Origin of the sequence: Neisseria sp. P0006.S004, from assembly GCF_051963015.1 — a bacterium.
Taxonomy (GTDB): domain Bacteria; phylum Pseudomonadota; class Gammaproteobacteria; order Burkholderiales; family Neisseriaceae; genus Neisseria.
The window spans coordinates 1-22,409 of the sequence record NZ_JBQCUS010000011.1; the positions used below are offsets into that span (position 1 = coordinate 1).

The 22,409-nt window shown below is 48.0% G+C and carries 17 protein-coding genes and 1 tRNA gene; 8 read left to right on the plus strand and 10 right to left on the minus strand.

What is annotated here, in order from left to right:
- Positions 1 to 187: 187 nt before the first annotated feature.
- Positions 188 to 1,105, plus strand: a complete 918-nt coding sequence (gene thrB / locus ACTHR2_RS10075) for a homoserine kinase (protein ID WP_263340699.1) — start codon at positions 188 to 190, stop codon at positions 1,103 to 1,105.
- A 42-nt stretch (positions 1,106 to 1,147) separates the two neighbouring features.
- On the opposite strand, the gene ACTHR2_RS10080 is transcribed toward thrB, so the two are convergent.
- The 4 genes from ACTHR2_RS10080 to ACTHR2_RS10095 form a co-directional block, all read right to left on the minus strand.
- Positions 1,148 to 2,674: a DHA2 family efflux MFS transporter permease subunit gene (locus tag ACTHR2_RS10080; protein WP_263340696.1), complete on the minus strand. Its 1,527-nt coding sequence runs from the start codon at positions 2,672 to 2,674 to the stop codon at positions 1,148 to 1,150.
- A 101-nt stretch (positions 2,675 to 2,775) separates the two neighbouring features.
- Positions 2,776 to 3,966 carry an HlyD family secretion protein gene (locus ACTHR2_RS10085; RefSeq protein ID WP_263340693.1) on the minus strand — a complete coding sequence of 397 codons (1,191 nt, stop codon included), beginning with the start codon at positions 3,964 to 3,966 and terminating at the stop codon, positions 2,776 to 2,778.
- 223 nt (positions 3,967 to 4,189) lie between these two features.
- Positions 4,190 to 5,596, minus strand: coding sequence for an efflux transporter outer membrane subunit (locus tag ACTHR2_RS10090; protein WP_263340690.1), 1,407 nt, complete (start codon positions 5,594 to 5,596; stop codon positions 4,190 to 4,192).
- Positions 5,597 to 5,645: 49 nt separating this feature from the next.
- Positions 5,646 to 6,140: a MarR family transcriptional regulator gene (locus ACTHR2_RS10095; protein WP_004521040.1), complete on the minus strand. Its 495-nt coding sequence runs from the start codon at positions 6,138 to 6,140 to the stop codon at positions 5,646 to 5,648.
- A 297-nt stretch (positions 6,141 to 6,437) separates the two neighbouring features.
- Here ACTHR2_RS10095 and ACTHR2_RS10100 point away from each other — a divergent pair, with 297 nt between their 5' ends.
- Complete coding sequence (locus ACTHR2_RS10100; protein ID WP_263340685.1) at positions 6,438 to 7,319, plus strand: prephenate dehydrogenase; 882 nt, start codon at positions 6,438 to 6,440, stop codon at positions 7,317 to 7,319.
- 108 nt (positions 7,320 to 7,427) lie between these two features.
- Here ACTHR2_RS10100 and hisD read toward each other — a convergent pair whose 3' ends face one another.
- The 4 genes from hisD to ACTHR2_RS10120 form a co-directional block, all read right to left on the minus strand.
- Positions 7,428 to 8,720, minus strand: a complete 1,293-nt coding sequence (hisD, locus tag ACTHR2_RS10105) for a histidinol dehydrogenase (protein WP_263340682.1) — start codon at positions 8,718 to 8,720, stop codon at positions 7,428 to 7,430.
- A 71-nt stretch (positions 8,721 to 8,791) separates the two neighbouring features.
- Complete coding sequence (nfsA, locus tag ACTHR2_RS10110) at positions 8,792 to 9,517, minus strand: oxygen-insensitive NADPH nitroreductase (protein ID WP_440375691.1); 726 nt, start codon at positions 9,515 to 9,517, stop codon at positions 8,792 to 8,794.
- Positions 9,518 to 9,565: 48 nt separating this feature from the next.
- The gene (gene hisG, locus ACTHR2_RS10115; protein WP_263340676.1) at positions 9,566 to 10,219 is read right to left on the minus strand and encodes an ATP phosphoribosyltransferase; all 654 of its coding nucleotides are present in this window, start codon (positions 10,217 to 10,219) and stop codon (positions 9,566 to 9,568) included.
- 82 nt (positions 10,220 to 10,301) lie between these two features.
- Positions 10,302 to 10,964 carry an SCO family protein gene (locus ACTHR2_RS10120; protein ID WP_263340674.1) on the minus strand — a complete coding sequence of 221 codons (663 nt, stop codon included), beginning with the start codon at positions 10,962 to 10,964 and terminating at the stop codon, positions 10,302 to 10,304.
- Positions 10,965 to 11,247: 283 nt separating this feature from the next.
- On the opposite strand from ACTHR2_RS10120, the gene ACTHR2_RS10125 reads away from it, so the two are divergent.
- The 6 genes from ACTHR2_RS10125 (at position 11,248) to porB (ending at position 16,944) form a co-directional block, all read left to right on the plus strand.
- Positions 11,248 to 11,332, plus strand: a tRNA-Leu gene (locus ACTHR2_RS10125).
- A gap of 389 nt (positions 11,333 to 11,721) precedes the next feature.
- Positions 11,722 to 13,449, plus strand: a complete 1,728-nt coding sequence (ilvB, locus tag ACTHR2_RS10130) for a biosynthetic-type acetolactate synthase large subunit (RefSeq protein WP_003680037.1) — start codon at positions 11,722 to 11,724, stop codon at positions 13,447 to 13,449.
- Between the two features lie 10 nt (positions 13,450 to 13,459).
- On the plus strand, positions 13,460 to 13,951 hold the full coding sequence (gene ilvN, locus ACTHR2_RS10135) for an acetolactate synthase small subunit (protein WP_003685820.1): 492 nt from the start codon (positions 13,460 to 13,462) through the stop codon (positions 13,949 to 13,951).
- 66 nt (positions 13,952 to 14,017) lie between these two features.
- Positions 14,018 to 14,311 carry a putative quinol monooxygenase gene (locus tag ACTHR2_RS10140; protein ID WP_107857323.1) on the plus strand — a complete coding sequence of 98 codons (294 nt, stop codon included), beginning with the start codon at positions 14,018 to 14,020 and terminating at the stop codon, positions 14,309 to 14,311.
- Between the two features lie 60 nt (positions 14,312 to 14,371).
- Positions 14,372 to 15,385 (plus strand): ketol-acid reductoisomerase, encoded by a 1,014-nt coding sequence (gene ilvC / locus ACTHR2_RS10145; protein ID WP_003680040.1) that lies wholly within the window; start codon positions 14,372 to 14,374, stop codon positions 15,383 to 15,385.
- Positions 15,386 to 15,774: 389 nt separating this feature from the next.
- Positions 15,775 to 16,944, plus strand: coding sequence for a trimeric porin PorB (gene porB, locus ACTHR2_RS10150; protein ID WP_263340663.1), 1,170 nt, complete (start codon positions 15,775 to 15,777; stop codon positions 16,942 to 16,944).
- Positions 16,945 to 17,130: 186 nt separating this feature from the next.
- Here porB and pepN read toward each other — a convergent pair whose 3' ends face one another.
- Together pepN and ACTHR2_RS10160 are read right to left on the minus strand one after the other, a co-directional pair.
- Positions 17,131 to 19,752, minus strand: coding sequence for an aminopeptidase N (gene pepN, locus ACTHR2_RS10155; RefSeq protein ID WP_440375692.1), 2,622 nt, complete (start codon positions 19,750 to 19,752; stop codon positions 17,131 to 17,133).
- Between the two features lie 155 nt (positions 19,753 to 19,907).
- A partial coding sequence (locus tag ACTHR2_RS10160; RefSeq protein ID WP_440375693.1) for a YadA family autotransporter adhesin occupies positions 19,908 to 22,409 on the minus strand: 2,502 nt, incomplete at its 5' end.

Here is a 22,409-nt window from a genome sequence, read left to right on the forward strand (position 1 = left end):
TTTTTCTAAAAACACCTCAGATCTTCCCTATTCTCTTTCCAAATCCAACCCTATTCAATACTAAGGCCGTCTGAAATGCTCTTTCAGATAGCCTTTTGAATTTGACCCTCGCTTTAATTTATATTGTTGTCTCTTGTTTTTTGGTATGATGTTCCTTTGATTCTTTTATATTAGCCTCGAGTTTGCTATGTCTGTCTATACCAGCGTTTCCGACGCTCAAATGCGTGATTTCCTACTGCAATATGATTTGGGAGATTTTGTTTCTTTGCAGGGGATTGCTCAAGGAATTACTAATAGTAATTATTTTTTGACTACTTCAATCGGTCGTTATGTATTGACTGTTTTTGAGGTTTTAAAATCAGATGAACTGCCTTTCTTTTTAGAACTCAACCAGCATTTGAGTCTGAATGGTGTTGCCTGCGCAGCTCCGATTGCTCGTAAAGATGAAGGACTGCATTCTATTTTGGCCGGGAAACCGGCTTGTTTGGTTACTTGTTTGAATGGTTCAGATACGGGCTGGCCAACTGAAGCTCAATGTTTTCATACCGGTGCTATGCTGGCCAAAATGCATTTAGCCGGCCAAGATTTTCCTTTAAAAATGAAAAATCCCCGTTATGATGGCTGGTGGCATGATGCCTGCACCCAGTTACTCCCGGTTTTAGATAGCAAAGATGCCAAACTGCTTCAAGCTGAAATTGCTGCTTTAGATGAAAATCTTGGAGAACATTTGCCTTCTGGTATTATCCATGCCGATTTATTTAAAGACAATGTACTGCTTAATGGAGATGAAGTTTCCGGCTTTATCGATTTTTATTATGCGTGCAATGGTAATTTCATGTACGACTTGGCCATTGCAGTTAACGACTGGGCGCGGACAGCCGATAATAAATTAGACCCTGCTCTTTATGATGCTTTTATCCATGGCTATGAAAGCGTGCGTCCTTTATCTGATGAAGAACGTGCATATCTCCCTACTGCACAAAGAGCCGGATGTATCCGTTTCTGGGTATCCCGCCTACTGGATTTCCATTTTCCTCAATCAGGTGAAATGACATTTATTAAAGATCCGAATGCATTTAGAGATCTGTTATTGAGTCTTAAATAATATATAGATAAAAGGCCGTCTGAAATTCAGACGGCCTTTTATTTAATGTCCTCCCCCACTAGAGCCGTTAAATGGCGGCCTTGCCAGCCAAATAATGGGGATCATGCTGATGAATATGATACTGCCTGCCAAGAAAATTTCATTTGAGCCAATAATAAAGCCTTGTTGGGAAATGGTGCTATTTATCGCCACCAAAGCCTGCTCCTTGCTTAAACCATTGGCCATCATGCCTTGAATAGATTGGTTGCTGATTGAGGACAATGAATTAATATGTTCGGTCAGTTGAGTATGGTGCAAAGCTTCGCGTCGTTCCCACATGGTGCTGACAACAGATACTCCGACACCGCCCATAAAAACACGCAAGAAGTTAGACAGGCTACTGGCCGAGGCAATTTGATTGCCTTTCATATGCGACAAGGTAATACTGGTCAAAGGCAGGAAGAACATGGCTACGCCTAAACCCTGCCAAAACTGCGGCCAAACGACATTGCTCATATCCATACCGGCATAGAAATCGGTTCGCCAATGGAATGTGTAAGCAAACACCAAGAAGCTGGCGCTGACAAACAGACGCATATCGACGCGATTGCCAAACTTACCAATAATCGGCGACAGAATAATCGGCAGGAAGCCCACCGGTGCAGCAGCCAAACCTGCCCAAGTTGCGGTATAGCCGAGATTTGATTGCAACACCAAAGGCAGCAAGGTCAATGTACCCATATAGACCATAAAGCCCAACGATGTAGCAACAACGCCTATTGTGAAGTTTCTATTTTTAAACAATGACAAATCGACAATCGGGTATTTCTCGCCCAGCTCCCAAACAATAAAATATGTAAGGAACACCAAAGCAGTAACGCCCAAAACGATAATCTCTCCCGAGGCAAACCAATCCAACTCTTTGCCCCTATCAAGCATCATTTGCAATGCACCGATACCGACAATCATCAACACCAGCCCGACGTAATCAATCGGCGCCCTAATAATTTCGGTTTCCCTGTGTCTAAGCTGTTTCCAAGCAATGGAGGCGGATAAAACCCCGATTGGGATATTGATAAAGAAAATCCATCCCCAATGCCAGTTGTCCGAAATCCAACCGCCCAAAATCGGTCCCAATACAGGGGCAACAACGACAGTCATCGCCCATAAAGCCAATGCCAATGTTCGTTTTTCGGGCGGATAGGAAGCCATCAGAAGACTTTGAGACAAGGGAATCAAAGGCCCGGCGATAAAGCCTTGCAACACTCGGAAAAAAACCAAGGCTTGAAGATTATGCGCCATACCGCACAGCCATGACGTTACGACAAAACCAATCACGGCAGCAATAAAGATTTTAACCTCGCCAAACCGCTTGGCCAAAAAGCCGGTCAGGGGGACGGAAATGGCATTGGCTACGGCAAATGAGGTAATCACCCAAGTGCCCTGCGTGGTCGCCGCACCCAAATCCCCTGCGATAACGGGCACGGCGACGTTGGCGATGGTGCTGTCCAAGACTTCCATAAATACGGCCAAGCTGAGCGCCAACGTTGCCAACACCAGCTTAAACCCTTGTAACGGCGGATAATTCATATTTTTAAACTATAAGACAACCGCCAAAGCGGTCGATTGAAGAGAATCAATATTTCAGACGGCCTGAGCCTTCAATAAAAGACTCAGGCCGTCTGAAAAGATTATTTTGCATATTGCTCGAAGATTTTATCGACTAAAGCATCGGCGGCTTTCCAATCCACACTTTCCGTTTCCGGCAAGGCAGTATTCTGTTCCGCTTCGGCAGTCATGGCTTTACCGCTACCCTTCTCGGCAATATCGACTTTAACAGTCATCGACAAACCGACACGGAGCGGATTTTGTTGCAATTCTTTAGCATCCAAGCTGATACGCACCGGCACACGTTGAACGACTTTAATCCAGTTGCCCGTTGCATTTTGCGCCGGCAGTAATGAGAACGCACTGCCCGTACCTGCCGACAAGCCCATTACCTTGCCATGGTAAACCACTTTGCTGCCGTACAAATCGGCTGTCATTTCAACAGGCTGGCCGATTTTCATTTTGCGCAGTTGCGACTCTTTAAAGTTGGCATCCACCCACAATTCAGATAGAGGCACAACAGCCATCATCGGCGTACCTTGCACGATACGTTGGCCGACTTGGACATTTCGTTTGGCAATTTGGCCGCTGATCGGAGAACGGATTTGCGTACGTTGCAGATTCAGCCAAGCGTCTTTAATGTGGCTGATGGCCGTCTGAACTGCCGGTTGTTGGCGCAGAGGAATATTACTGCCCAACGCTGCCTGAGCAGAAACTTCTTCTGCCTCAACCGCTTTCAATGCAGCCTGAGCCTGAACCACAGCGGCGCGGGCATGGCTGAGTTCTTCACCGGAAACCGCTTCCGTACCCGCTAAAGATTCGCGGCGACGCAAATCGGCTTGCGCACGGGCCAAATCGGCTTTGCGCAACAACACTTGCGCTTTAGCTTTTGAATTGACCGCAGTTTGCTGTTTGTTTTGACGGATGGCCTGAATCAATTCATTTTGCGCACGATCGTATGCCAGCTGAAAATCGCTATCGTCCAAAGCCACCAAAACATCGCCTTTTTTCACGACATCCGTATCGTCATACATGACTTTGCGCACCGTGCCGTTTACCTGCGGCGTGATCATCACCAAATGACCGGCCACATAAGCATCTTCTGTTTCTTCTTCATGCTGCCAAAACAGAAAATACGCCAAAGCAACCACGGCCGCCGTAATAAGAAATAGGAGTGTAACGATAACCAAATTACGTTTGCGATGCGTTTTAGCGCCGGAAGCGGCTACTTCCGTTTCATTTTGGACATTATTTTTTTCTGATTGAGTATCCATAAGTCCCAACTTTAATTTTGCACATGTGATAACGATATTATTGTCTTGCTGGGCGCTGACTTATACCATCAGTCCCCAATACGCGCGTTTAACGCGCTAAAGGGTCATATTTTATAGTTACACTCTATTCATTACAATAATTTCTTCCGGTAGCAAATGTAAATAAGGTAAGCAAAAGGCCGTCTGAAATTACTTTCAGACGGCCTACGTTTTAATAAAACGTTTATTCCTTATTTAATTTAAAGCCTCCGCCCAACTGGGCATTGAGGTTACTCCAAGCTGTCAGATATTCTGCATGGTATTGAACCGCCGACATTTTCGTACGCGCAGCTTCGTCTTGTTTTTGCAAAGCGGTCAAGCCGTTATCCAAGCCAGCACGAACACGTCCTTTCGCATTTTGCACAGATTTATCGGCGATATTGACCATCTTGTTCCAAGTATCTTGTCGGCTTTTCAGGCTTTGATAGTCGACTACTGCGTCTGCCGCCGCACGCATGGCGTTTAAAACAGTTTGGTCATACACGGCAACCTGCTCGTTATATTGGGCACGTTTACCCGCCAATTTGGATTGCAGCGCACCGGAAGTAAACAATGGCAGATTCAAAGCCGGAACGATACCCAACATACCGGAAGTCCGTCCACGAATCAGATTGAACGCATCAATGTGCGTCATACCTGCCAAAACTTTCAACTCGATATTCGGGTAAAACTCTGCCTCGGTCGATTTGACGATATGCCATTTCTCTTCAAGCAAGGCTTTTTGTGCCGCGATATCGGGACGGGCCGCCAACAAGTCCGCTTCAATACGGCTAACCGGCAATGACGGCACAGCTGCCATTTTTTCCGGAACCTGTCCATTCAATGCACCCGGCACTCGGCCGGTCAACACTGCCAGACTGTTGCGGATTTTCTCATTTTTCTGAGTCCATGCCGATTTTTCAAGCTGTAATTGCTGTTGCGCCATTTCCAGAGCGTGCAAGGCATCGGCAGGAGCCAGCTGCGCCTTAACGCGTTGTTGCATCAGTTTCAATGCTTTATCCGCCAGCTCTATGCGCGTATCCAGCAAAGCCAGTTGTTCTGTCGCCATCTGCCACGCAAAATATTGAGTAGCAACGGCATGAGCCAACTCAGTGCGGATATGATGCGCTTCATACACCGCTGCCCGGCTTTTTCCCAAAACGGCTTGAATCTGCTCTCGGTTTTTACCCCAAAAGTCGAAAACCAAACTGCCTTGCAAGGCTGCGTTCGCCAAAACCAATGTATGGTCGGTATCAACCATACCGGCTTGAGGTTTGGGTGAAACATAAGCACCCAGACCTGTAACGCCCAAGCCGACTTGCGGTTTGTTTGCGGCTCCTACAACTCCCAGCTGCGCCTGAGCCTGCTCAAACCTTGCCTTGACGACACGCAGATTGGTAGACGTCTGAATGGCGGAAGCAATCAAATTGTTTAATTTTTTATCTTTCAGCTTCATCCACCAGCCGTCTTGGGCAGTAGCGGCAGATTGGCCTTGCGGCAGCGGATAGGCTGTTGTCTCATCCAAAGGCGACTGTTTGCCGAACGGCGCACACGCCGCCAACAGCGAAACAGCGGCAACGCATACGCTTGATTTGACCAAACCTAATTTCATACAGACTCCGTTTATGTGTGTCTGCCGCAGACCTTCAGGCCGTCTGTTGTTAATTGCCCAAACGGTTCAACAGTTTACCTAATAGGTGTTGCAGCGTATCATAATCCTCTTTCGTGAAATCTTCCCACGCCTGGCCGCTCTGACGGGCAATTTGCGGCCATACTTCGTGGATGAAGGTCTCACCTGAAGGGGTCAATTTTAGCACAATCTGACGACGGTCTTTCTGATTGATATAACGCTCTACCCAGCCGCGCTCAACCATATCGTCCGACAGGCGTGTTGCACTGGTGCGCGTCAAGTCCATCAGGTCGCTCAAGCGCGAAGGCAGGATTTCGCTGTTTGGGCTGACGTAAACCGCCATCAGGGAAAACCACAGGTTCTCATTGATGCCGAACGCTTTCAGGTTTTCGTTCAAATGGCTGCTCAAACGTTCGGTTACGATGCGCAACATGCGGGATACTTGGTTTTGCTGCTCCGGAAACTGCGGCAGACGGGTAGAAAGCAAACGCATTGCGTTGACTAATTCGGTTTGTGAAAAACTCATAAATTCCTTCTTTCTGAGTGAATTATTTTATTCGATATCAATCAAAATAAAATATGATGTAATAATTTACTTTAAGATACCAATTACTTACTTTAAGACGTTATACTAATTCAGATGATTATTTTAGTGTATGAAAATCTGATAATCGGTTACATGCTCCTACTAAACGGAGTTTTCTATGCCTAAATCATGAAAATTCGACCATAAAAAAGGCCGTCTGAAACCTTGATGACAACTTTCAGACGGCCTCCATAACGGATTAAAATAAGTTTTTTTCACTTGTACCGGATTCAAACCATGAACACTTCCGCCTTTTTTCCCCACATTACCCTTATCGGCGTCGGTTTAATCGGCGGTTCGTTCATGCTCGACCTCAAACGCTTGGGACTGGTTCAAACCGTTACCGGCATCGACACCAATGCAGACAACCTCAATTACGCGCTTGACTGCGGCATCATTGACCATGCCTATCCTAATATTTGCGCCGAAAGCATCGGCAACGCCGATTTGGTTTTAATCGCCACGCCTGTCTCCGTCCTACCTGACGTATGCCGCGACATCAAACCTTTCTTAAAAGACACTGCCTGCGTTTCTGATGTCGGCAGCACTAAACAATCGGCACTCGATGCCTTCCGTACCCACTTGTCCGAGCGCCTGCCGCAATGTTTTGCCGCCCACCCGATTGCCGGCTCGGATCAAAGCGGGGCAAAATCCGCGCGTTGCGGTTTGTTTCAAAACAGCCGCCTGATTATTACGCTACACGGCCAAGAGGCTTCAGATGGCCTGAGACGGCTGAAAAGCCTGTGGCAGGCGGTTGGTTCGCAAATTTCGACCATGAGTGCCGAAGAACACGACAATATTTTTGCCGCTGTTTCCCACTTGCCGCACTTGACCGCCTTTGCCTATGTCCACGCTTTGTTCGACCATCCGCATGGCAAAGACTATCTCCCTTATGCCGCCACCGGCTTTCGCGACTTTACCCGCATCGCTTCCAGTCATCCTGCCGTTTGGACAGACATCTGCCTGGCTAACCACCCCGCCCTGCTCAAACTGACCAGCGATTTGAAAGAACAATTATCCAAATTGGAACAGCTCCTTTCAGACGGCAACAAAACCGAGCTTTACCGCTATTTTGAAGAAGCCGCAAAAATGCGTAATGACTGGCTGAAAAACCGTTAAATCTGTTTTCAGACGGCCTGACGCCTTCCCAGCTAAAATTTTCATCACAATAAAAAGGGCATCTGTTTAGATGCCCTTTTTTGATTTCTTACGACTTCAACGTTTCACTCAGTCTTTCAAACGGAACTCAGCCGCTCTGGCGTGCGCGGTCAAGCTTTCGCCATGTGCCAACACGCTGGCGGTTTTACCCAACTTCTGAGCGCCTTGTTCTGAAACCTGAATCAGACTGGAGCGTTTTTGGAAATCATATGTTCCCAAAGGAGAAGAGAAACGCGCCGTGCGGCTGGTCGGCAAAACGTGGTTGGGGCCTGCACAATAGTCGCCAAGGCTTTCACTGGTATAGCGTCCCATGAAAATCGCACCGGCATGGCGGATTTTTTTCGCCCACTCTTGCGGATTCTCAACCGACAGCTCCAAGTGTTCGGGAGAAATATAGTTGGCGATTTCGCAGGCTTCATCTAAATCTTTAGCCAAAATCATTGCACCGCGGTTGCCCAATGAAGCTTCAATAATCGCACGGCGCGGCATGGTTTCAATCAAGCGGTTCATGGCCGTCTGAACTTCGTCCAAATACGCTTGAGAAGTACCGATCAAAATCGCTTGTGCAATTTCATCGTGTTCTGCCTGACTGAACAAATCCATGGCCACCCAATCGGCAGGCGTCGTACCATCGGCAATCACCAAAATTTCAGACGGCCCTGCCACCATATCAATACCGACCACGCCGAACACGCGACGTTTAGCCGCAGCGACAAAGGCATTGCCCGGGCCGGTAATCTTATCGACTTGAGGCACAGATTTCGTACCATAAGCCAAAGCCGCAACCGCCTGCGCGCCTCCGACCGTAAACACTTTGGTTACACCGGCCACAAAAGCAGCCGCCAACACAATATCGTTGCGTTCGCCTTTCGGAGTGGGAACGACCATGATGATTTCTTTCACGCCGGCAACGTGGGCAGGCATGGCGTTCATGATGACGGAACTCGGATAAGCGGCTTTACCGCCCGGAACATAAATACCGACACGGTCAAGCGGCGTAATCTGTTGACCCAAAAGCGTGCCATCTTCGTCTTCGTAAGTCCACGACTCCATTTTTTGGTGTTTATGGTAGCTTTCTACCCGTCTCGCGGCCGTTTTCAAGGCCATCTGAATGTTTTCAGGCAAACGCTCAAACGCAGACTGCAAATCGTCTTGCGTCAGAATTAAATCGTCGATGGTTTGAGCGGATGTGCCGTCAAAGCGGTTGGTGTATTCAATCAGCGCCGCATCGCCGCGTTTTTGAACATCGGCACAGATGTCAGCAACAATACGGTCGATTTCAGGGTTTTGCGCGGTTTCAAAAGCAAGCAGTGCTTTGAGTTCAGCTTGAAAACCAGGGGATTGGGTGTCGAGTTTCTTCATGGTTTGTTCTCTTCCTTGTTTCGTTCCTATTGTTTTCAGACGGCCTCAGCCACACATAGGCCGTCTGAACATTATTTTTTCAAAAAACCTTTTTTCTGCAAAAACGCCAACATATGCGGCCGCACAGGATTGCCCAAGGTTTTGGCCAGCGATTCTTTCCAAGGTATCGGGCTACCCTTGCGTAACTCATAATAATCCGCTACTGCCTGATTATAAGCTTCAACCGCCTCGGCATTCAGGCTCGGACAGGCGTTTTCGGCATAGACCATTTCCTTAGGCAGGCGCGGTTTGAGCGGCGGGTCTTGATCGGGATAACCGAGGCACAGCCCCACCAAAGGCACGCAATAATCCGGCAGGTTCAATACGTCCGACACTTTTTGTGCATCATTACGCAACGCACCGATATACACGCCGCCCAGCCCAAGCGATTCGGCGGCAAGCAATACGTTTTGCGCCATAATGCCTGCATCGACCGCGCCAATCAGGGTTACCTCCGCCCAATCAATTTGCGCATCGGGAAACATCGCCTTGTGTTTGGAAAAATCGATGCAAAACAATAAAAATTCCGCACAATGCACAATATAAAGTGCACTTCCTGCCGCTTCATGTATCCCCTGCCTCAGCGCAAGGTCGGATACGCGGATGATAGAAACGCATTGCAGGTTGTTGGAAGTCGAAGCCTGCTGCCCGGCGCGAACCAGCGTATTGAGGATTTCATCGGCAATCGGTTCGGAAGTAAACCTGCGGATGGAACGATGGGAAAGAATCGTATCGAGTGTCGGTTTGCTTTGCATCATGACGGGGCTTTCAAACTGGCTTGGCAGACAATTTTTGCCAAAAACTTTTCAGATGGCCTTAGCGGCATTTTCAAATGCCTGAATAATCGGATTCAACAGCGCATATTTGGTTTTTAACGCCGCTTTGTTGACCACCAAGCGGCTGGAAATATCAGCCACATGTTCCACAGCTTCCAAACCATTGGCCTTCAATGTATTACCACTGGAAACCAAATCGACAATCGCGTCGCTCAAACCGACCAAAGGCGCAAGCTCCATCGATCCGTACAGTTTGATGATGTCCACATGCACACCCTTGTCGGCAAAGTGTTCGGCGGCGATGTCGGGATATTTGGTGGCAATCCGCAAGCGGCTGCCGGGTTTGGACGCAGCGGCGTAATCAAAACCTTTTTTAACCGCAACCATCATGCGGCATGAGGCGATGTGTAAATCTAAAGGTTGATACAGGCCATCTCCGCCATGCTCAATCAGCACATCCTTACCGGCAATACCAAAATCCGCCGCACCATATTGCACATAAGTCGGCACGTCGGTCGCGCGCACAATCACCAAACGGATGTTGTCATGATTGGTACCAATAATCAGCTTGCGCGATTTTTCCGGCTCTTCCGCAGGCACAATACCGGCGGCGGCCAACAGCGGCAGGGTTTCCTCAAAAATTCGCCCCTTGGATAAAGCAATCGTTAAAAGTGTATCGGTCATTTTTTTCTTCTCCTTTGCCGTATCAAAAGCAAGAAGGCCGTCTGAAATCCACAACCCATTTCAGACGGCCTCAACTACGGTTTTACAATAAAGTTTTCACATCAGCCGCAATCGTTTCCGGCTCGCTGCCATAAGGCGAGAAAATCGCCACTTCGCCGTTTTTATCAATCAAATATGCACCTGAAGAGTGGTCGACCAAATAGTTTTCGCTGTCTTCTTTTTGGTTTACTTTAGCCGATACCACACGGTATTGCTGTTTGATGACAGGCAGGCTTTGATCGCCGGTAGCCGTTAGGCCGATAAAATCAGGGTTGAACTGTTTGGCGTATTTGCCGATTACTTCAGGCGTATCGCGCTCAGGGTCGATGCTGACAAATACTACTTTCACGTCTTTAGCCTGATCGCCCAATTGTTTCAAAGTATCGCTGTAAGTTAACAACTCAGTTGGACATACGTCAGGACAGTGGGTATAACCGAAAGACAGGATAACCACTTTGCCTTTCAAGTCGCTCAGGCTGAAAGGTTTGCCCTCGCCATCGGTCAATGTGAAATCGCCGCCAATATCTTCTTTGCGCATATCGGTACCACGCGCTTGCGCTTTGGCAGTAGATTCACCGGAAGCAGCCGGTGCGGCAGAAGCGGCAGGCGCCGAAGAAACCTCTTTGGCTTCCTCTTTAGGCTGACAAGCAGCCAGGGTGGCCAACGCAATAGCACTGAGTAAGAAAGTTCGTGTAACGGAAAGCATAAATTTTCTCCAAAACCGTTTCAAATAAATAAGGCCAAACAACCACCCGGCCAGTATAAAAACAAAACATCTTCATATTAACGCGTTTGACACATTAAAAGTAGCCCTTTTTGCAGATAAATACTGCTTTTTTGTTTTAAAAATCTGCCTTCCATTTAGATAGCCATCAAACGTAAAAAGTTTAATTCATTAAAAATCAAATAAATATAAAAATAATTCAATTTTTTTTCAAATACCGCTTTACAAGATTCGAGAACTCGCTATAATGACGACTTCTTCGCTAGCCCAGGTGGCGAAATTGGTAGACGCAGGGGACTCAAAATCCCCCGCCGCAAGGTGTGTCGGTTCGAGTCCGACCCTGGGCACCAAATTTAAAAAACCTCTTGATTCAGTCAAGAGGTTTTTTGCTATTTATCCTTTGCAAAAACCTTCTCCTTACTCAAACTGTCAACAATCCATCCACACTAAGATCAATAAAACTGTTTTTTTATTTCTTTAAAATCAACCTTTAATCTATTTCCCCGTCTCAAATATTAAAAGATGAAAGATTTTATCTTGATTGAACAGTCGGTTTGCGTTATCGTTTCTACTCTTTTTCACAAACTCTGTGTTCCTTTCCAATTGTTTGGACAGTCTGACTGTCGCCGTATTCCCTCAATGCGCGTACCCTAAATCGCTGCTTGGTGGAATTGCATTACAGGTGCTGTGGTGAGGCGGATTGTTCCTATTGGTTTGAGACCATATAAAAGAGGTCAATATGCAATTATCTGGCGCACAAATCATCGTGCAAAGTCTCAAAGCCGAAGGTGTCGAGTATGTATTCGGCTATCCGGGCGGCGCGGTTATCGAAATCTACGATGCCCTTTTCCAACTCAATAAATTCAAGCACATCCTGGTTCGCCACGAGCAGGCAGCCGTACATGCGGCAGATGCCTATGCCCGTGTCAGTGGCAAAGTCGGCGTTGCCTTGGTAACTTCCGGCCCAGGCGTAACCAATGCACTGACCGGCATCGCCACCGCTTACAGCGACTCCATTCCGTTGGTAGTCATCAGCGGCCAGGTGGGCAACTCCCTTATCGGGACAGACGCATTCCAAGAAGTGGACACAGTCGGCATTACCCGCCCTTGTGTCAAACACAATTTCTTGGTAACCAATATTGCTGAGTTGGCAGACACCATCAAAAAAGCTTTCCAAATTGCCGCAAGCGGCCGTCCGGGTCCCGTTGTTGTCGATGTTCCTAAAGATGTCACCCAAGCAATGGCTAAATTCAGCTATCCGCAAGAAGACATCTTCATCCGCTCTTACCAACCGGTTGTACAAGGCCACATCGGTCAAATCAAAAAAGCCGTACAAATGCTGGCTTCTGCCAAACGCCCCATCGTTTATTTCGGCGGCGGCGTGGTTTTGGGCAATGCCTCTGAGGAAATGACCAAATTCGTCCGCATGATCGGCGCTCCTTGTACCGGTACATTGATGGGCTTGGGTGCATACCCTTCCAGTGACCGCCAATTCTTGGGCATGCTGGGTATGCACGGTACTTACGAAGCCAACCTCGCCATGCAGAATGCAGACGTTGTACTGGCAATCGGTGCGCGCTTCGATGACCGCGTGATTTCCGTACCGTCCAAATTCTTTGAAAAAGCCAAAAAAATTATTCATATCGACGTTGACCCGTCCAGCATTGCCAAACGCGTCAAAGTGGATATCCCGATTGTCGGCGACGTGAAAAACGTATTGTCCGAAATGATTCAATTGTGGGGCAAGCAAGAATCTGCACCTGCTGCCGACTCATTGGATAAATGGTGGAAAAGCATTGAAGAATGGCGTTCGCGCAACTGCCTGTGGTTTGATAATGAAAGCGAAATCATCAAACCGCAATACGTCATTCAAAAACTGGCCGAAATCACCAATAATTCTGCCATCATTACTTCCGACGTCGGTCAGCACCAAATGTTTACCGCTCAATATTACCCATTCGAGCGTCCGCGCCAATGGCTCAATTCCGGCGGTTTAGGCACAATGGGCGTCGGCCTGCCATATGCCATCGGTGCAAAACTGGCCGCTCCTGATCAAGATGTATTCTGTATCACCGGCGAAGGCTCGATTCAGATGAACATCCAAGAGCTGTCGACCTGCTTCCAATACCGCGTTCCGGTTAACGTCGTTACCCTGAACAACGGCTACCTCGGCATGGTCCGCCAATGGCAAGAACTTTATTACGGCAACCGTGAATCAGAAACCTATTTCGACTCATTGCCTGATTTTGTCAAACTGGCCGAAGCCTACGGCCATATCGGCATCCGTGTGGACAAGAAATCCGATGTCGAAGGCGCGTTGCTGGAAGCATTAAACCAAAAAGACCGCCTGGTATTCCTTGATTTCTTGACCGACAAGAAACAAAACGTACTGCCTATGGTCGGCAACGGCAAAGGCTTGGACGAGATGGTTCTGCCGCCGCATATGCGCGAAACATTGTCAGCGTAAGGAGAGAAAAATGCGACATATCTTATCTATTCTGATGGAAAACGAATCAGGTGCGATGAGCCGTGTGGTAGGTTTGTTCTCCGCACGCGATTACAACATCGACTCCTTAGCTGTTGCACCAACCGAAGACAAAACCTTGTCTCGCATGACCATCGTTACTCATGGCGACGAACACGTTATCGAGCAAATCACCAAACAACTCAACAAACTGATTGAAGTTATCAAAGTGGTCGATTTGAACGAAAGCCGTTTTGTCGAACGCGAACTGATGTTGGTAAAAGTCCGCGCCGTCGGCAAAGACCGCGACGAATTCCTGCGATTGACCGAAATCTACCGCGGCAGCGTTATTGATGTAACAGACCGCAGCTACACCATCGAAATCACAGGTTCCACCGAAAAACTCGACTCTTTCCTCGAAACAGTCGGTCGCGCCCAAATTTTGGAAACCGTACGCACAGGCGCAGCCGGTATCGGTCGTGGCGAGCGTATTTTGAAAATTTAACGCTGTATCGTTCAGACGGCTTGTTACTTTCAACCAAGGCCGTCTGAAAAACAGCAGGAGACAAACATGTCAAGCATCCAAATCGTTGCATTAGTTACCGTCAAACCCGAATACACCGAGGCTCTGGCTGCCCAGTTTAAAGAATTGGTCAAAGCCAGCCGTGCAGAAGAAGGCAACATCAGCTACGACCTGCACCAAGAAATCGGAAAACCCAACCGTTTCGTATTCGTAGAAAATTGGAAATCCCAAGCAGCTATTGACGAACACAATGCCAGCGAACATTTCCAAAACTTCGTCAAATCCATCGAAGGAAAAACCGAAGCATTGGAAATCGTCTTGATGAACCAAGTCCCCGCTTAACCTCTATTACTTTTAACTCAACCCGGATTATCCGGAACCCTCTTACACTAAGGAAATAAAATGCAAGTTTATTACGATAAAGACGCTGACCTTTCTCTGATCAAAGGCAAAACCGTTGCCATCATCGGTTACGGTTCACAAGGTCACGCACACGCAGCAAACCTGAAAGATTCCGGCGTAAATGTCGTAATCGGTCTACGCCAAGGCGGCTCTTGGAAAAAAGCCGAAGCAGCCGGCCACGACGTGCGCACCGTTGCTGAAGCAACCAAAGCAGCCGACGTTGTAATGATTCTGTTACCTGACGAAAACCAACCTATCGTATACAAAAACGAAATCGAGCCTAACTTGAAAGAAGGCGCAGTATTGGCGTTCGCTCACGGCTTCAACGTACACTACAACCAAATCGTACCTCGCGCCGACCTCGACGTTATCATGATCGCCCCTAAAGGCCCAGGTCACACCGTACGCAGCGAATTCCTGAAAGGCGGCGGCGTACCTTCCCTGATCGCTGTTTACCAAGATAAAAGCGGCAAAGCCAAAGACATCGCCCTGTCTTACGCCGCAGCCAACGGCGGTACCAAAGGCGGCGTGATTGAAACCAACTTCCGCGAAGAAACCGAAACCGACCTCTTCGGCGAACAAGCCGTATTGTGCGGCGGCGTGGTTGAATTGATCAAAACCGGCTTCGAAACCCTGACTGAAGCAGGCTACGCCCCAGAAATGGCCTACTTCGAATGCCTGCACGAAATGAAGCTCATTGTTGACCTGATTTACGAAGGCGGCATCGCCAACATGAACTACTCCATTTCCAACAATGCAGAGTACGGCGAATACGTAACCGGCGTCGAAGTCATCAACGACAAATCCCGCGAAGCCATGCGCAATGCCCTCAAACGCATCCAAACCGGCGAATACGCTAAAATGTTCATCCAAGAAGGTGCCGTCAACTATGCCAGCATGACAGCCCGTCGCCGTCTGACCGCTGATCACCAAATTGAAAAAGTCGGTGCTCAACTGCGTTCTATGATGCCTTGGATTGCCAAAAACAAACTGGTTGACCAAGACAAAAACTAACCTGTCTTTCAATCAAATAAAACCTGCCCGAGCAATCAGGCAGGTTTTTTATATATTTGCAAACCCAATACACTATAAATTCCAATTATCAAGGCCGTCTGAAAACACGATAAACAATATTCACAACCCAATTTTATATACCCCATATTTTATAGCCATCCCGAAATTCCCTTTTAGAAAAACACATTACAAAATAAAAGACCGTCTTATGCTTCCACCCTGTCTGTAAAAAACAACGTTTCCCTGCAAAAATCACTCAAAACAAGAGGAAAATTTGTTTTCCTAGGCCATAACCTTTATATTATGGTCATGGAATCGTTGAAATAGAACGATATCGTAATAAGAAGAACGAATGCTCGCTTCTTCACACTTAAAAAAGGAAAACAGCAATGAAAAAATCTCTGATTGCCCTGACTCTGGCGGCTCTGCCTGTTGCAGCTATGGCTGACGTAACTCTGTACGGTCAAATTAAAGCTGGCGTTGAAGTATCCAAAGTAAAATTGGGTGAACAAACTGCCAAAGGATTAAAGGCAACACGCAGCTCTAAAACTGCTACTGAAATCGCTGACTTCGGTTCACGCATCGGCTTCAAAGGCCACGAACATTTGGGTAACAACCTGAATGCTATTTGGCAAGTTGAACAAGACACTTCTATCGCCGGTGGCGACAAAGAGTGGGCTTCTCGCGAATCTTTCATCGGTTTGGAAGGTGGTTTCGGTAAAATTCGTGCCGGTAAACTGAACTCTACTGTTAAAGACTCTAGCGACAATGTTGACCAATGGGAAAGCAGCAACGGCGCTTTGAATATGTCTGTATTTACCCGTGTTGACAAACGTGCAGTTTCTGTACGCTACGACAGCCCTGTATTCTCAGGTTTCAGCGCAAGCGTACAATACACTCCACGCGACAACTATGATTCTAAAGCTAACCTCGACAAATATACACATAAAGAACCTTCTCATGACACTTACTACGCTGGCCTGAACTACGAAAACTCTGGTTTCTTCGGTCAATACGCCGGTGGTTTCCGTAAAAACTCTGCAAATACTAAAAATGGTTATAAAGACGGTCACGTACAACGTTTGGTAGCTGGTTATGATGCTAACAACCTGTTCGTATCTGTAGCCGGTCAATACGCTAAAAACTGGGAAACTTTGGGTGACTACGCCAAAGCCCAATCTAACGGCGTAGTAGATGCTGCTCATATGGCATATACTTCTGTAACTCCTACAGGTGCAACAAAACAACTGAATACCGTATTTGGTACTGATGCTGATTTAAATGACAAAGGTGTTGAAACTGTTGAAGTTGCTGCTACTGCCGCTTACCGCGCTGGTAACGTAACTCCTCGCGTTTCTTACGCTCACGGCTTCAAAGCTAAAGTTGACGGCGAAAAACTGAAAGGCACTCAATACGACCAAGTTATCGTTGGTGCTGACTACGACTTCTCTAAACGCACTACTGCTCTGGTTTCTGCCGGCTGGTTGCGTGGTGCTGAGTCTGGCCCTCACAAAGTTGAAACCATCTCTGGTTTGGTTGGCCTGCGTCACAAATTCTAATCTTCGGATTAGTATAAAAAAGAGCCTGTTTTATGCAGGCTCTTTTTTTATTCTTATTCCCTACCCTCAACGAAAATTGATTTAAGCGTTGATATATAAAAAGGCCGTCTGAAACCAATTGGTTTCAGACGGCCTTGAGTCTATCTATCCTTATTGCCAAATGACAATAAGGTCAACAGACAAGCTTTATTTTTCATTCAAAATCTTACCGACAATCTCGCCCACATCTTTGGACAAACCTTCTTGTGCATTAATGCGTTGTAATTCTTTGATCATGACGGCTTTGCGGTTGGCTTCCAATTTGTTGCAGATGTTGAAAGCCTGCACCAGTCGGGCGGCAACCTGCGGGTTAAAGCGGTCGATCTCCATCACTTTATCGGCTACAAAGCGGTAGCCGCTGCCGTCTTCTGCATGGAAGTGCGGAATATTGCGGCTGAAGCTCATCAATAAAGAACGGGCTTTATTTGGATTTTCAATACTGAACTTAGGATGACTCAAGGCCGTCTGAACTTGCTGTAAAGTATCTTTGCGGCGACTTGAGGCAATCAGGGCAAAGTATTTGTCCATTACCAAAGCATCATCGGCAAACTTATCAGCAAATTGCGTCAACAAACGATCGCGGATTTCGCTTTCATTGCTGTTGATTGCGGATAAGATACCCCATTCGTGGGTCATGTTTTGCGCCATTGCTGCGTAATTCTCCGCAACGTGTTCGATATGCGCAGCGTCAGCACGAAGGATAAATGCCCTGCAAGCATTACGCAAAGTACGCCAGCCGGCCAGTTCCGGACTGTATTCATAACGAACAGCGGCATCGGCTTGGTTTTCTTGCTCGGTAGCTTGACGGTTCAGCTCGCGCCATTGAGGCAGGAACTTGACAGCAACGGCATTGAGTAAGGCTTCACGCGCCTGATGAACTTGAATTGGGTCAATATTTTCTTCTTCCGCCCATACATCGGTTTCAGACGGCATTTGCAGCAAAATGGCGCGGAATGCCGGGTCGAAATTACCGGAAACCACCAAAGCCAAAGCATCCATCAAGGCTTTGTGTTCAGGCAAAGGACGGCCTTCCGCCAATGCCTGACGGTTGGCGTTAATGGCACGATGGTACAAGGTTTGAGCAACCTCCCAGCGGGCAAACTCATTTTCATCTGCCGCCAGTAAAGTGGCCAATTCTTGCTCGCTGTATGGATAGTTCAGGGTAACCGGTGCAGAGAAATCACGCAGCAGAGACGGGATAACCGGCTCATTGACGCCGCCCAACACAAAAGTCTGCTCAGCTTCAGTCAATACCAAAACCGCCTCTTTCACACGTTTGCCTTGATATTCAAACTCAACCGCTTCGCCTTTTTCATTCAGTAAACCGGTTTTGACCGGAATCATCATCGGCTGTTTGTCCGCCATATCGGGCGTTGCCGGAATGGTTTGTTTGATGGTCAATTCAAATGCACCATCTTTCAGACGGCCTTGAGCATCTAGAACCGGCGTACCGGCTTGGCTGTACCACAAAGCAAACTGATCAAGATTGATGCCGTTTGCGTCTGCCATTGCGGCACGGAAATCATCGCAGGTTACTGCCTGACCGTCGTGGCGTTGGAAATACAACTTCATGCCTTTTTGGAAGCCCTCTTCTCCGAGCAAGGTGTGATACATGCGCACGACTTCCGCACCTTTTTCATAGACGGTCATGGTGTAGAAGTTGTTCATTTCTTCATAGCTGGCCGGGCAGACAGGATGCGCAGTCGGGCCTGCATCTTCTGGGAATTGGAACAAGCGCAGCATGCGGACATTGTCGATACGGCGTACCACACGGCTGGCTCGGTCGCCGGAAAACTCTTGATCGCGGAAAACGGTCAAACCTTCTTTCAGCGACAATTGAAACCAATCGCGGCAGGTCACGCGATTGCCTGTCCAGTTGTGGAAATATTCGTGGCCGACAACAGATTCGATGCCTTCAAAGTCGGTATCGGTCGCGGTACGGCTGTTAGCCAGCACAAACTTGGTGTTGAAAATATTCAAACCTTTGTTTTCCATCGCGCCCATATTGAAATCGCCCACGGCAACGACCATGAAAATATCCAAGTCGTATTCCAAACCGAAGCGTGTCTCGTCCCATTTCATCGCATTTTTCAACGATTCAACTGCAAAACCGACTTTAGGTTTGTCTGTCTCAGTGGTGTAGAACTCGATTTTGACCTTACGGCCGCTCATGGTCGTAAAATAATCTTCCGTTACCGCCAAATCGCCTGCTACCAAAGCAAAGAGATAGCTCGGTTTGGCAAACGGGTCTTCCCATTTCACCCAATGACGGCCGTCTGAAAACTCACCGCCATCGATTTTATTGCCGTTAGACAGCAACACCGGATAGTGTTTTTTGTCTGCAACGATGGTGGTGGTAAATTTAGACATGACATCCGGACGGTCGATGTAGAAGGTAATTTTGCGGAAACCTTCAGGTTCGCATTGGGTAAACAGGTTGCCGCCGGAAGCATACAGACCCATCAGCGATTTGTTTTCAGCTGGCAAAATTTCGGTTTCCACTTCCAATGTGAAGTTTTCAGACGGCACGCTGGCAATCGTCAGTTTTTCGTCTTCCAGCACATAATCTACGGCCCGGCCGTTTACTTTCACTGACAGCAGTTTTGCCGAACCATCCAATACCAATGGCTCCCCTGCTCTTTCAGGTTGAACGGTCAGACTGGATTTGACGATGGTTTGCGGTTCTAAAATATCGAAATGCAGGTCGGTTTTCAGAATACGGTACGCTGGCGCGGCGTAGTCTTTCAAATAATGGATGGTTTTGCTCATTTGTTCTCTTTCAGAGTCATGCGGTAAATAGATGAAGCATATCGTTTCAGATAGCCTAAATTCAAGTGTTTTCAGAAAAAAAGGCCGTCTGAAACCTAAAATTTCAGACGGCCTCCCTATTCAGGCAGCAAATCTAGTTGCCTGTCATTGCCAACTTACCACTGATACAGCGCACCGGCACCGACACCGACATGCCCGTCGGTATTGGCCGAGAAGTTGCCTTTGACAATCCAGTTGCCGCCGTCGCTCATCGCAGATACGCCGATGGCCATGGCAGACTGACCACCGTAGTAGCCGCTGCCGACGCCGATACCGGTCGCACCCGGACGGGTTACTTGCGGAATCGAGCCTTGGGCAATCGCACCGGCCACACCTGCGTAGGCTTTCTTACCTACTTGGTTGATGTTGTTTTGCAATTCGTTGCCCAAGCCAATCAACTGGTTCACGTTTGCCGCGTCTGTACCGTCTTTACCCGGAGCCACATTGGTAATGCGTTGGCCGCCGTTGTTCAGACCGACAGGAGACAGTTTGACTTGGTTGTTCGGATTGCTTTCAGTCGGTGCAGCGATGGTTACGCCATCGTTGTTGACCACGGTATTGCCTGCGGTCAGACCGTCTTTGTTCAACGCAACTTTATCGCCGACTTTCACGCCGTCGTTATTCATCACAGTATCGCCTGCTTTGAAGGTATCGGCATTCACTGTCTTCACGCTAATCTCGTCAGCCAACTTCAGTTGAGCGCCACCGGCTACGGTTTCGCTGATGATGTTGCTGTCGCCTTTAACGTTGATGGTGTCGCCCAACGCGTAGTTGTTGCTGCCGGTCGTACCGCCGAAGTTGATGCCTTTGGCGATAGTCGCAGCGTTGTTGGCTACGTTTTGATTGGTTGCGTACAACTGGCTGCCGTTGACGGTATCTTTGCTGTTGGCGTTGACGTCGCCATCAGCTACGTTGGTTACTTTATTGCCTGCATTGTCCAAGCCGTCTTTAGTCAGGTTTACCTTGCCTGCTTTCAAGCCGTCTTTAGTCAGGTTTACCTTGCCTGCTTTCAAGCCGTCTTTGTTCAATGCAACATCGTCACCCACTTTCACACCGTCAGTGTTCACTGCAGTATCGCCGGCTTTCACGCTGTCAACGTCCAAGTCTTTATCGGTTGCCACCTCGTAAACAGTTTGACCCTTGTCGCCTGTTTTCTGAGTCACAACGATATTCTTACCTTGAACAACTTCAGTCTTAGACGCAGCAGCAGCTTGTTTCAGTTGGGAAACATTGACTGCATCGGTGTCATCTGTACCGGCCGCAACGTTGGTAATCTTATTGCCGCCGTTGTTCAAGCCAGCTTTGGTCAGGTTCACATCACCTGCTTTCAAGCCGTCTTTGTTCAATGCAACATCATCGCCAACTTTCACACCGTCATTATTCATAACAGTATCGCCTGCGGTAACGCTGTCGACTTTCAGGTTTTTATCAGTAGCTACTTTATAAATGGTTTGGCCATTGGCGCCGACATCCTGAGTAACAACAATGTTATCGCCTTGAACGACTTTAGTCTTAGCCGCAGCCGCAGCTTTGTTCAACTGAGCAACATTCACCGCATCAGTATCATCGGTACCAGCTGCAACGTTGGTAATCTTGTTGCCGCCGTTGTTCAAGCCGGCTTTAGTCAGGTTGACATCACCAACTTTCACGCCATCAGTATTGACTGTGGTATCACCGGCTTTCACGCTGTCAACTGCCAAGTCTTTAGCCAATTTGACTTCCAACTTATCAGAGCCATTCGCTACAACGCCGATATTGCCGTCTGAAAGTTTGGCTGCATCGGTTTGACCGCCAACAATATTCAGCTTCGTACCCGGTTTGCGTTCAACGTCTTTGCCACTGTCGCCGCCGAAAGTCAAAGGCAGATTGGCAGTTGCATTAACGGCTTTGATTGCATCGTGAATGTTGTTCTCACCAGTACCACCAATATCGGTCATGCTGATGTTGCCGCCATTATTGGCCGCATTGCCACCCAATACATTCACTAACTGATCTTGGGCTGCATTCAGCTGCTCTTCAGTCGCCGCACGTTTGCCTTGGGCAAAGTCGCTGCCACCCAAAGTCGTATTGCTCAAGCCGCTGACTTCGCCTTTATCGCCATCGATTTTCACCGGAGCCGCTTGACCGACATTCAATACATCGGCCAGTTTCAGCTGTGCACCACCGGCTACGGTTTCGCTGATGATGTTGCTGTCGCCTTTAACGTTGATGGTGTCGCCCAATGCGTAGTTGTTGCTGCCTGTGGTACCGCCGAAGTTGATGCCTTTGGCGATATTGGCGGCGTTGGTCGCTACGTTTTGGTTGGTCGCAAACAGTTGGCTGCCGTTAACGGCATCTTTGCTGTTGGCATTGAGGTCGCCGTCGGCTACGTTGGTCACTTTGTTGCCGGCATTGTTCAAACCGTCTTTGGTCAGTTTGACATCACCTGCTTTAACGCCGTCTTGGGTCAATGCGACATCGTCGCCTACTTTCACACCGTCGTTGTTAACGGTGGTGTCGCCGGCTTTGACGCTGTCTACAACCAGGTCTTTGTTCAGCTTGACGGTCACTTTATCGTCTTGGGCTTCGGTGGTGATGTTGTCGTCGCCGGCAACGGTCACGGTAGAGCCGAGTTTTTC

Bases quoted from the DNA above. Each gene is read 5' to 3' on its own strand.
- ACTHR2_RS10080 (WP_263340696.1), bottom strand. From the start codon at position 2,674: ATGAATTATCCGCCGTTACAAGGGTTTAAGCTGGTGTTGGCAACGTTG.
- ACTHR2_RS10120 (WP_263340674.1), bottom strand. From the start codon at position 10,964: ATGCTTTCCGTTACACGAACTTTCTTACTCAGTGCTATTGCGTTGGCC.
- ilvB (WP_003680037.1), top strand. From the start codon at position 11,722: ATGCAATTATCTGGCGCACAAATCATCGTGCAAAGTCTCAAAGCCGAA.
- hisG (WP_263340676.1), bottom strand. From the start codon at position 10,219: ATGACCGATACACTTTTAACGATTGCTTTATCCAAGGGGCGAATTTTT.
- porB (WP_263340663.1), top strand. From the start codon at position 15,775: ATGAAAAAATCTCTGATTGCCCTGACTCTGGCGGCTCTGCCTGTTGCA.
- ilvN (WP_003685820.1), top strand. From the start codon at position 13,460: ATGCGACATATCTTATCTATTCTGATGGAAAACGAATCAGGTGCGATG.
- nfsA (WP_440375691.1), bottom strand. From the start codon at position 9,517: ATGATGCAAAGCAAACCGACACTCGATACGATTCTTTCCCATCGTTCC.
- ACTHR2_RS10100 (WP_263340685.1), top strand. From the start codon at position 6,438: ATGAACACTTCCGCCTTTTTTCCCCACATTACCCTTATCGGCGTCGGT.
- hisD (WP_263340682.1), bottom strand. From the start codon at position 8,720: ATGAAGAAACTCGACACCCAATCCCCTGGTTTTCAAGCTGAACTCAAA.
- ACTHR2_RS10090 (WP_263340690.1), bottom strand. From the start codon at position 5,596: ATGAAATTAGGTTTGGTCAAATCAAGCGTATGCGTTGCCGCTGTTTCG.
- thrB (WP_263340699.1), top strand. From the start codon at position 188: ATGTCTGTCTATACCAGCGTTTCCGACGCTCAAATGCGTGATTTCCTA.
- pepN (WP_440375692.1), bottom strand. From the start codon at position 19,752: ATGAGCAAAACCATCCATTATTTGAAAGACTACGCCGCGCCAGCGTAC.
- ACTHR2_RS10140 (WP_107857323.1), top strand. From the start codon at position 14,018: ATGTCAAGCATCCAAATCGTTGCATTAGTTACCGTCAAACCCGAATAC.
- ACTHR2_RS10095 (WP_004521040.1), bottom strand. From the start codon at position 6,140: ATGAGTTTTTCACAAACCGAATTAGTCAACGCAATGCGTTTGCTTTCT.
- ACTHR2_RS10085 (WP_263340693.1), bottom strand. From the start codon at position 3,966: ATGGATACTCAATCAGAAAAAAATAATGTCCAAAATGAAACGGAAGTA.
- ilvC (WP_003680040.1), top strand. From the start codon at position 14,372: ATGCAAGTTTATTACGATAAAGACGCTGACCTTTCTCTGATCAAAGGC.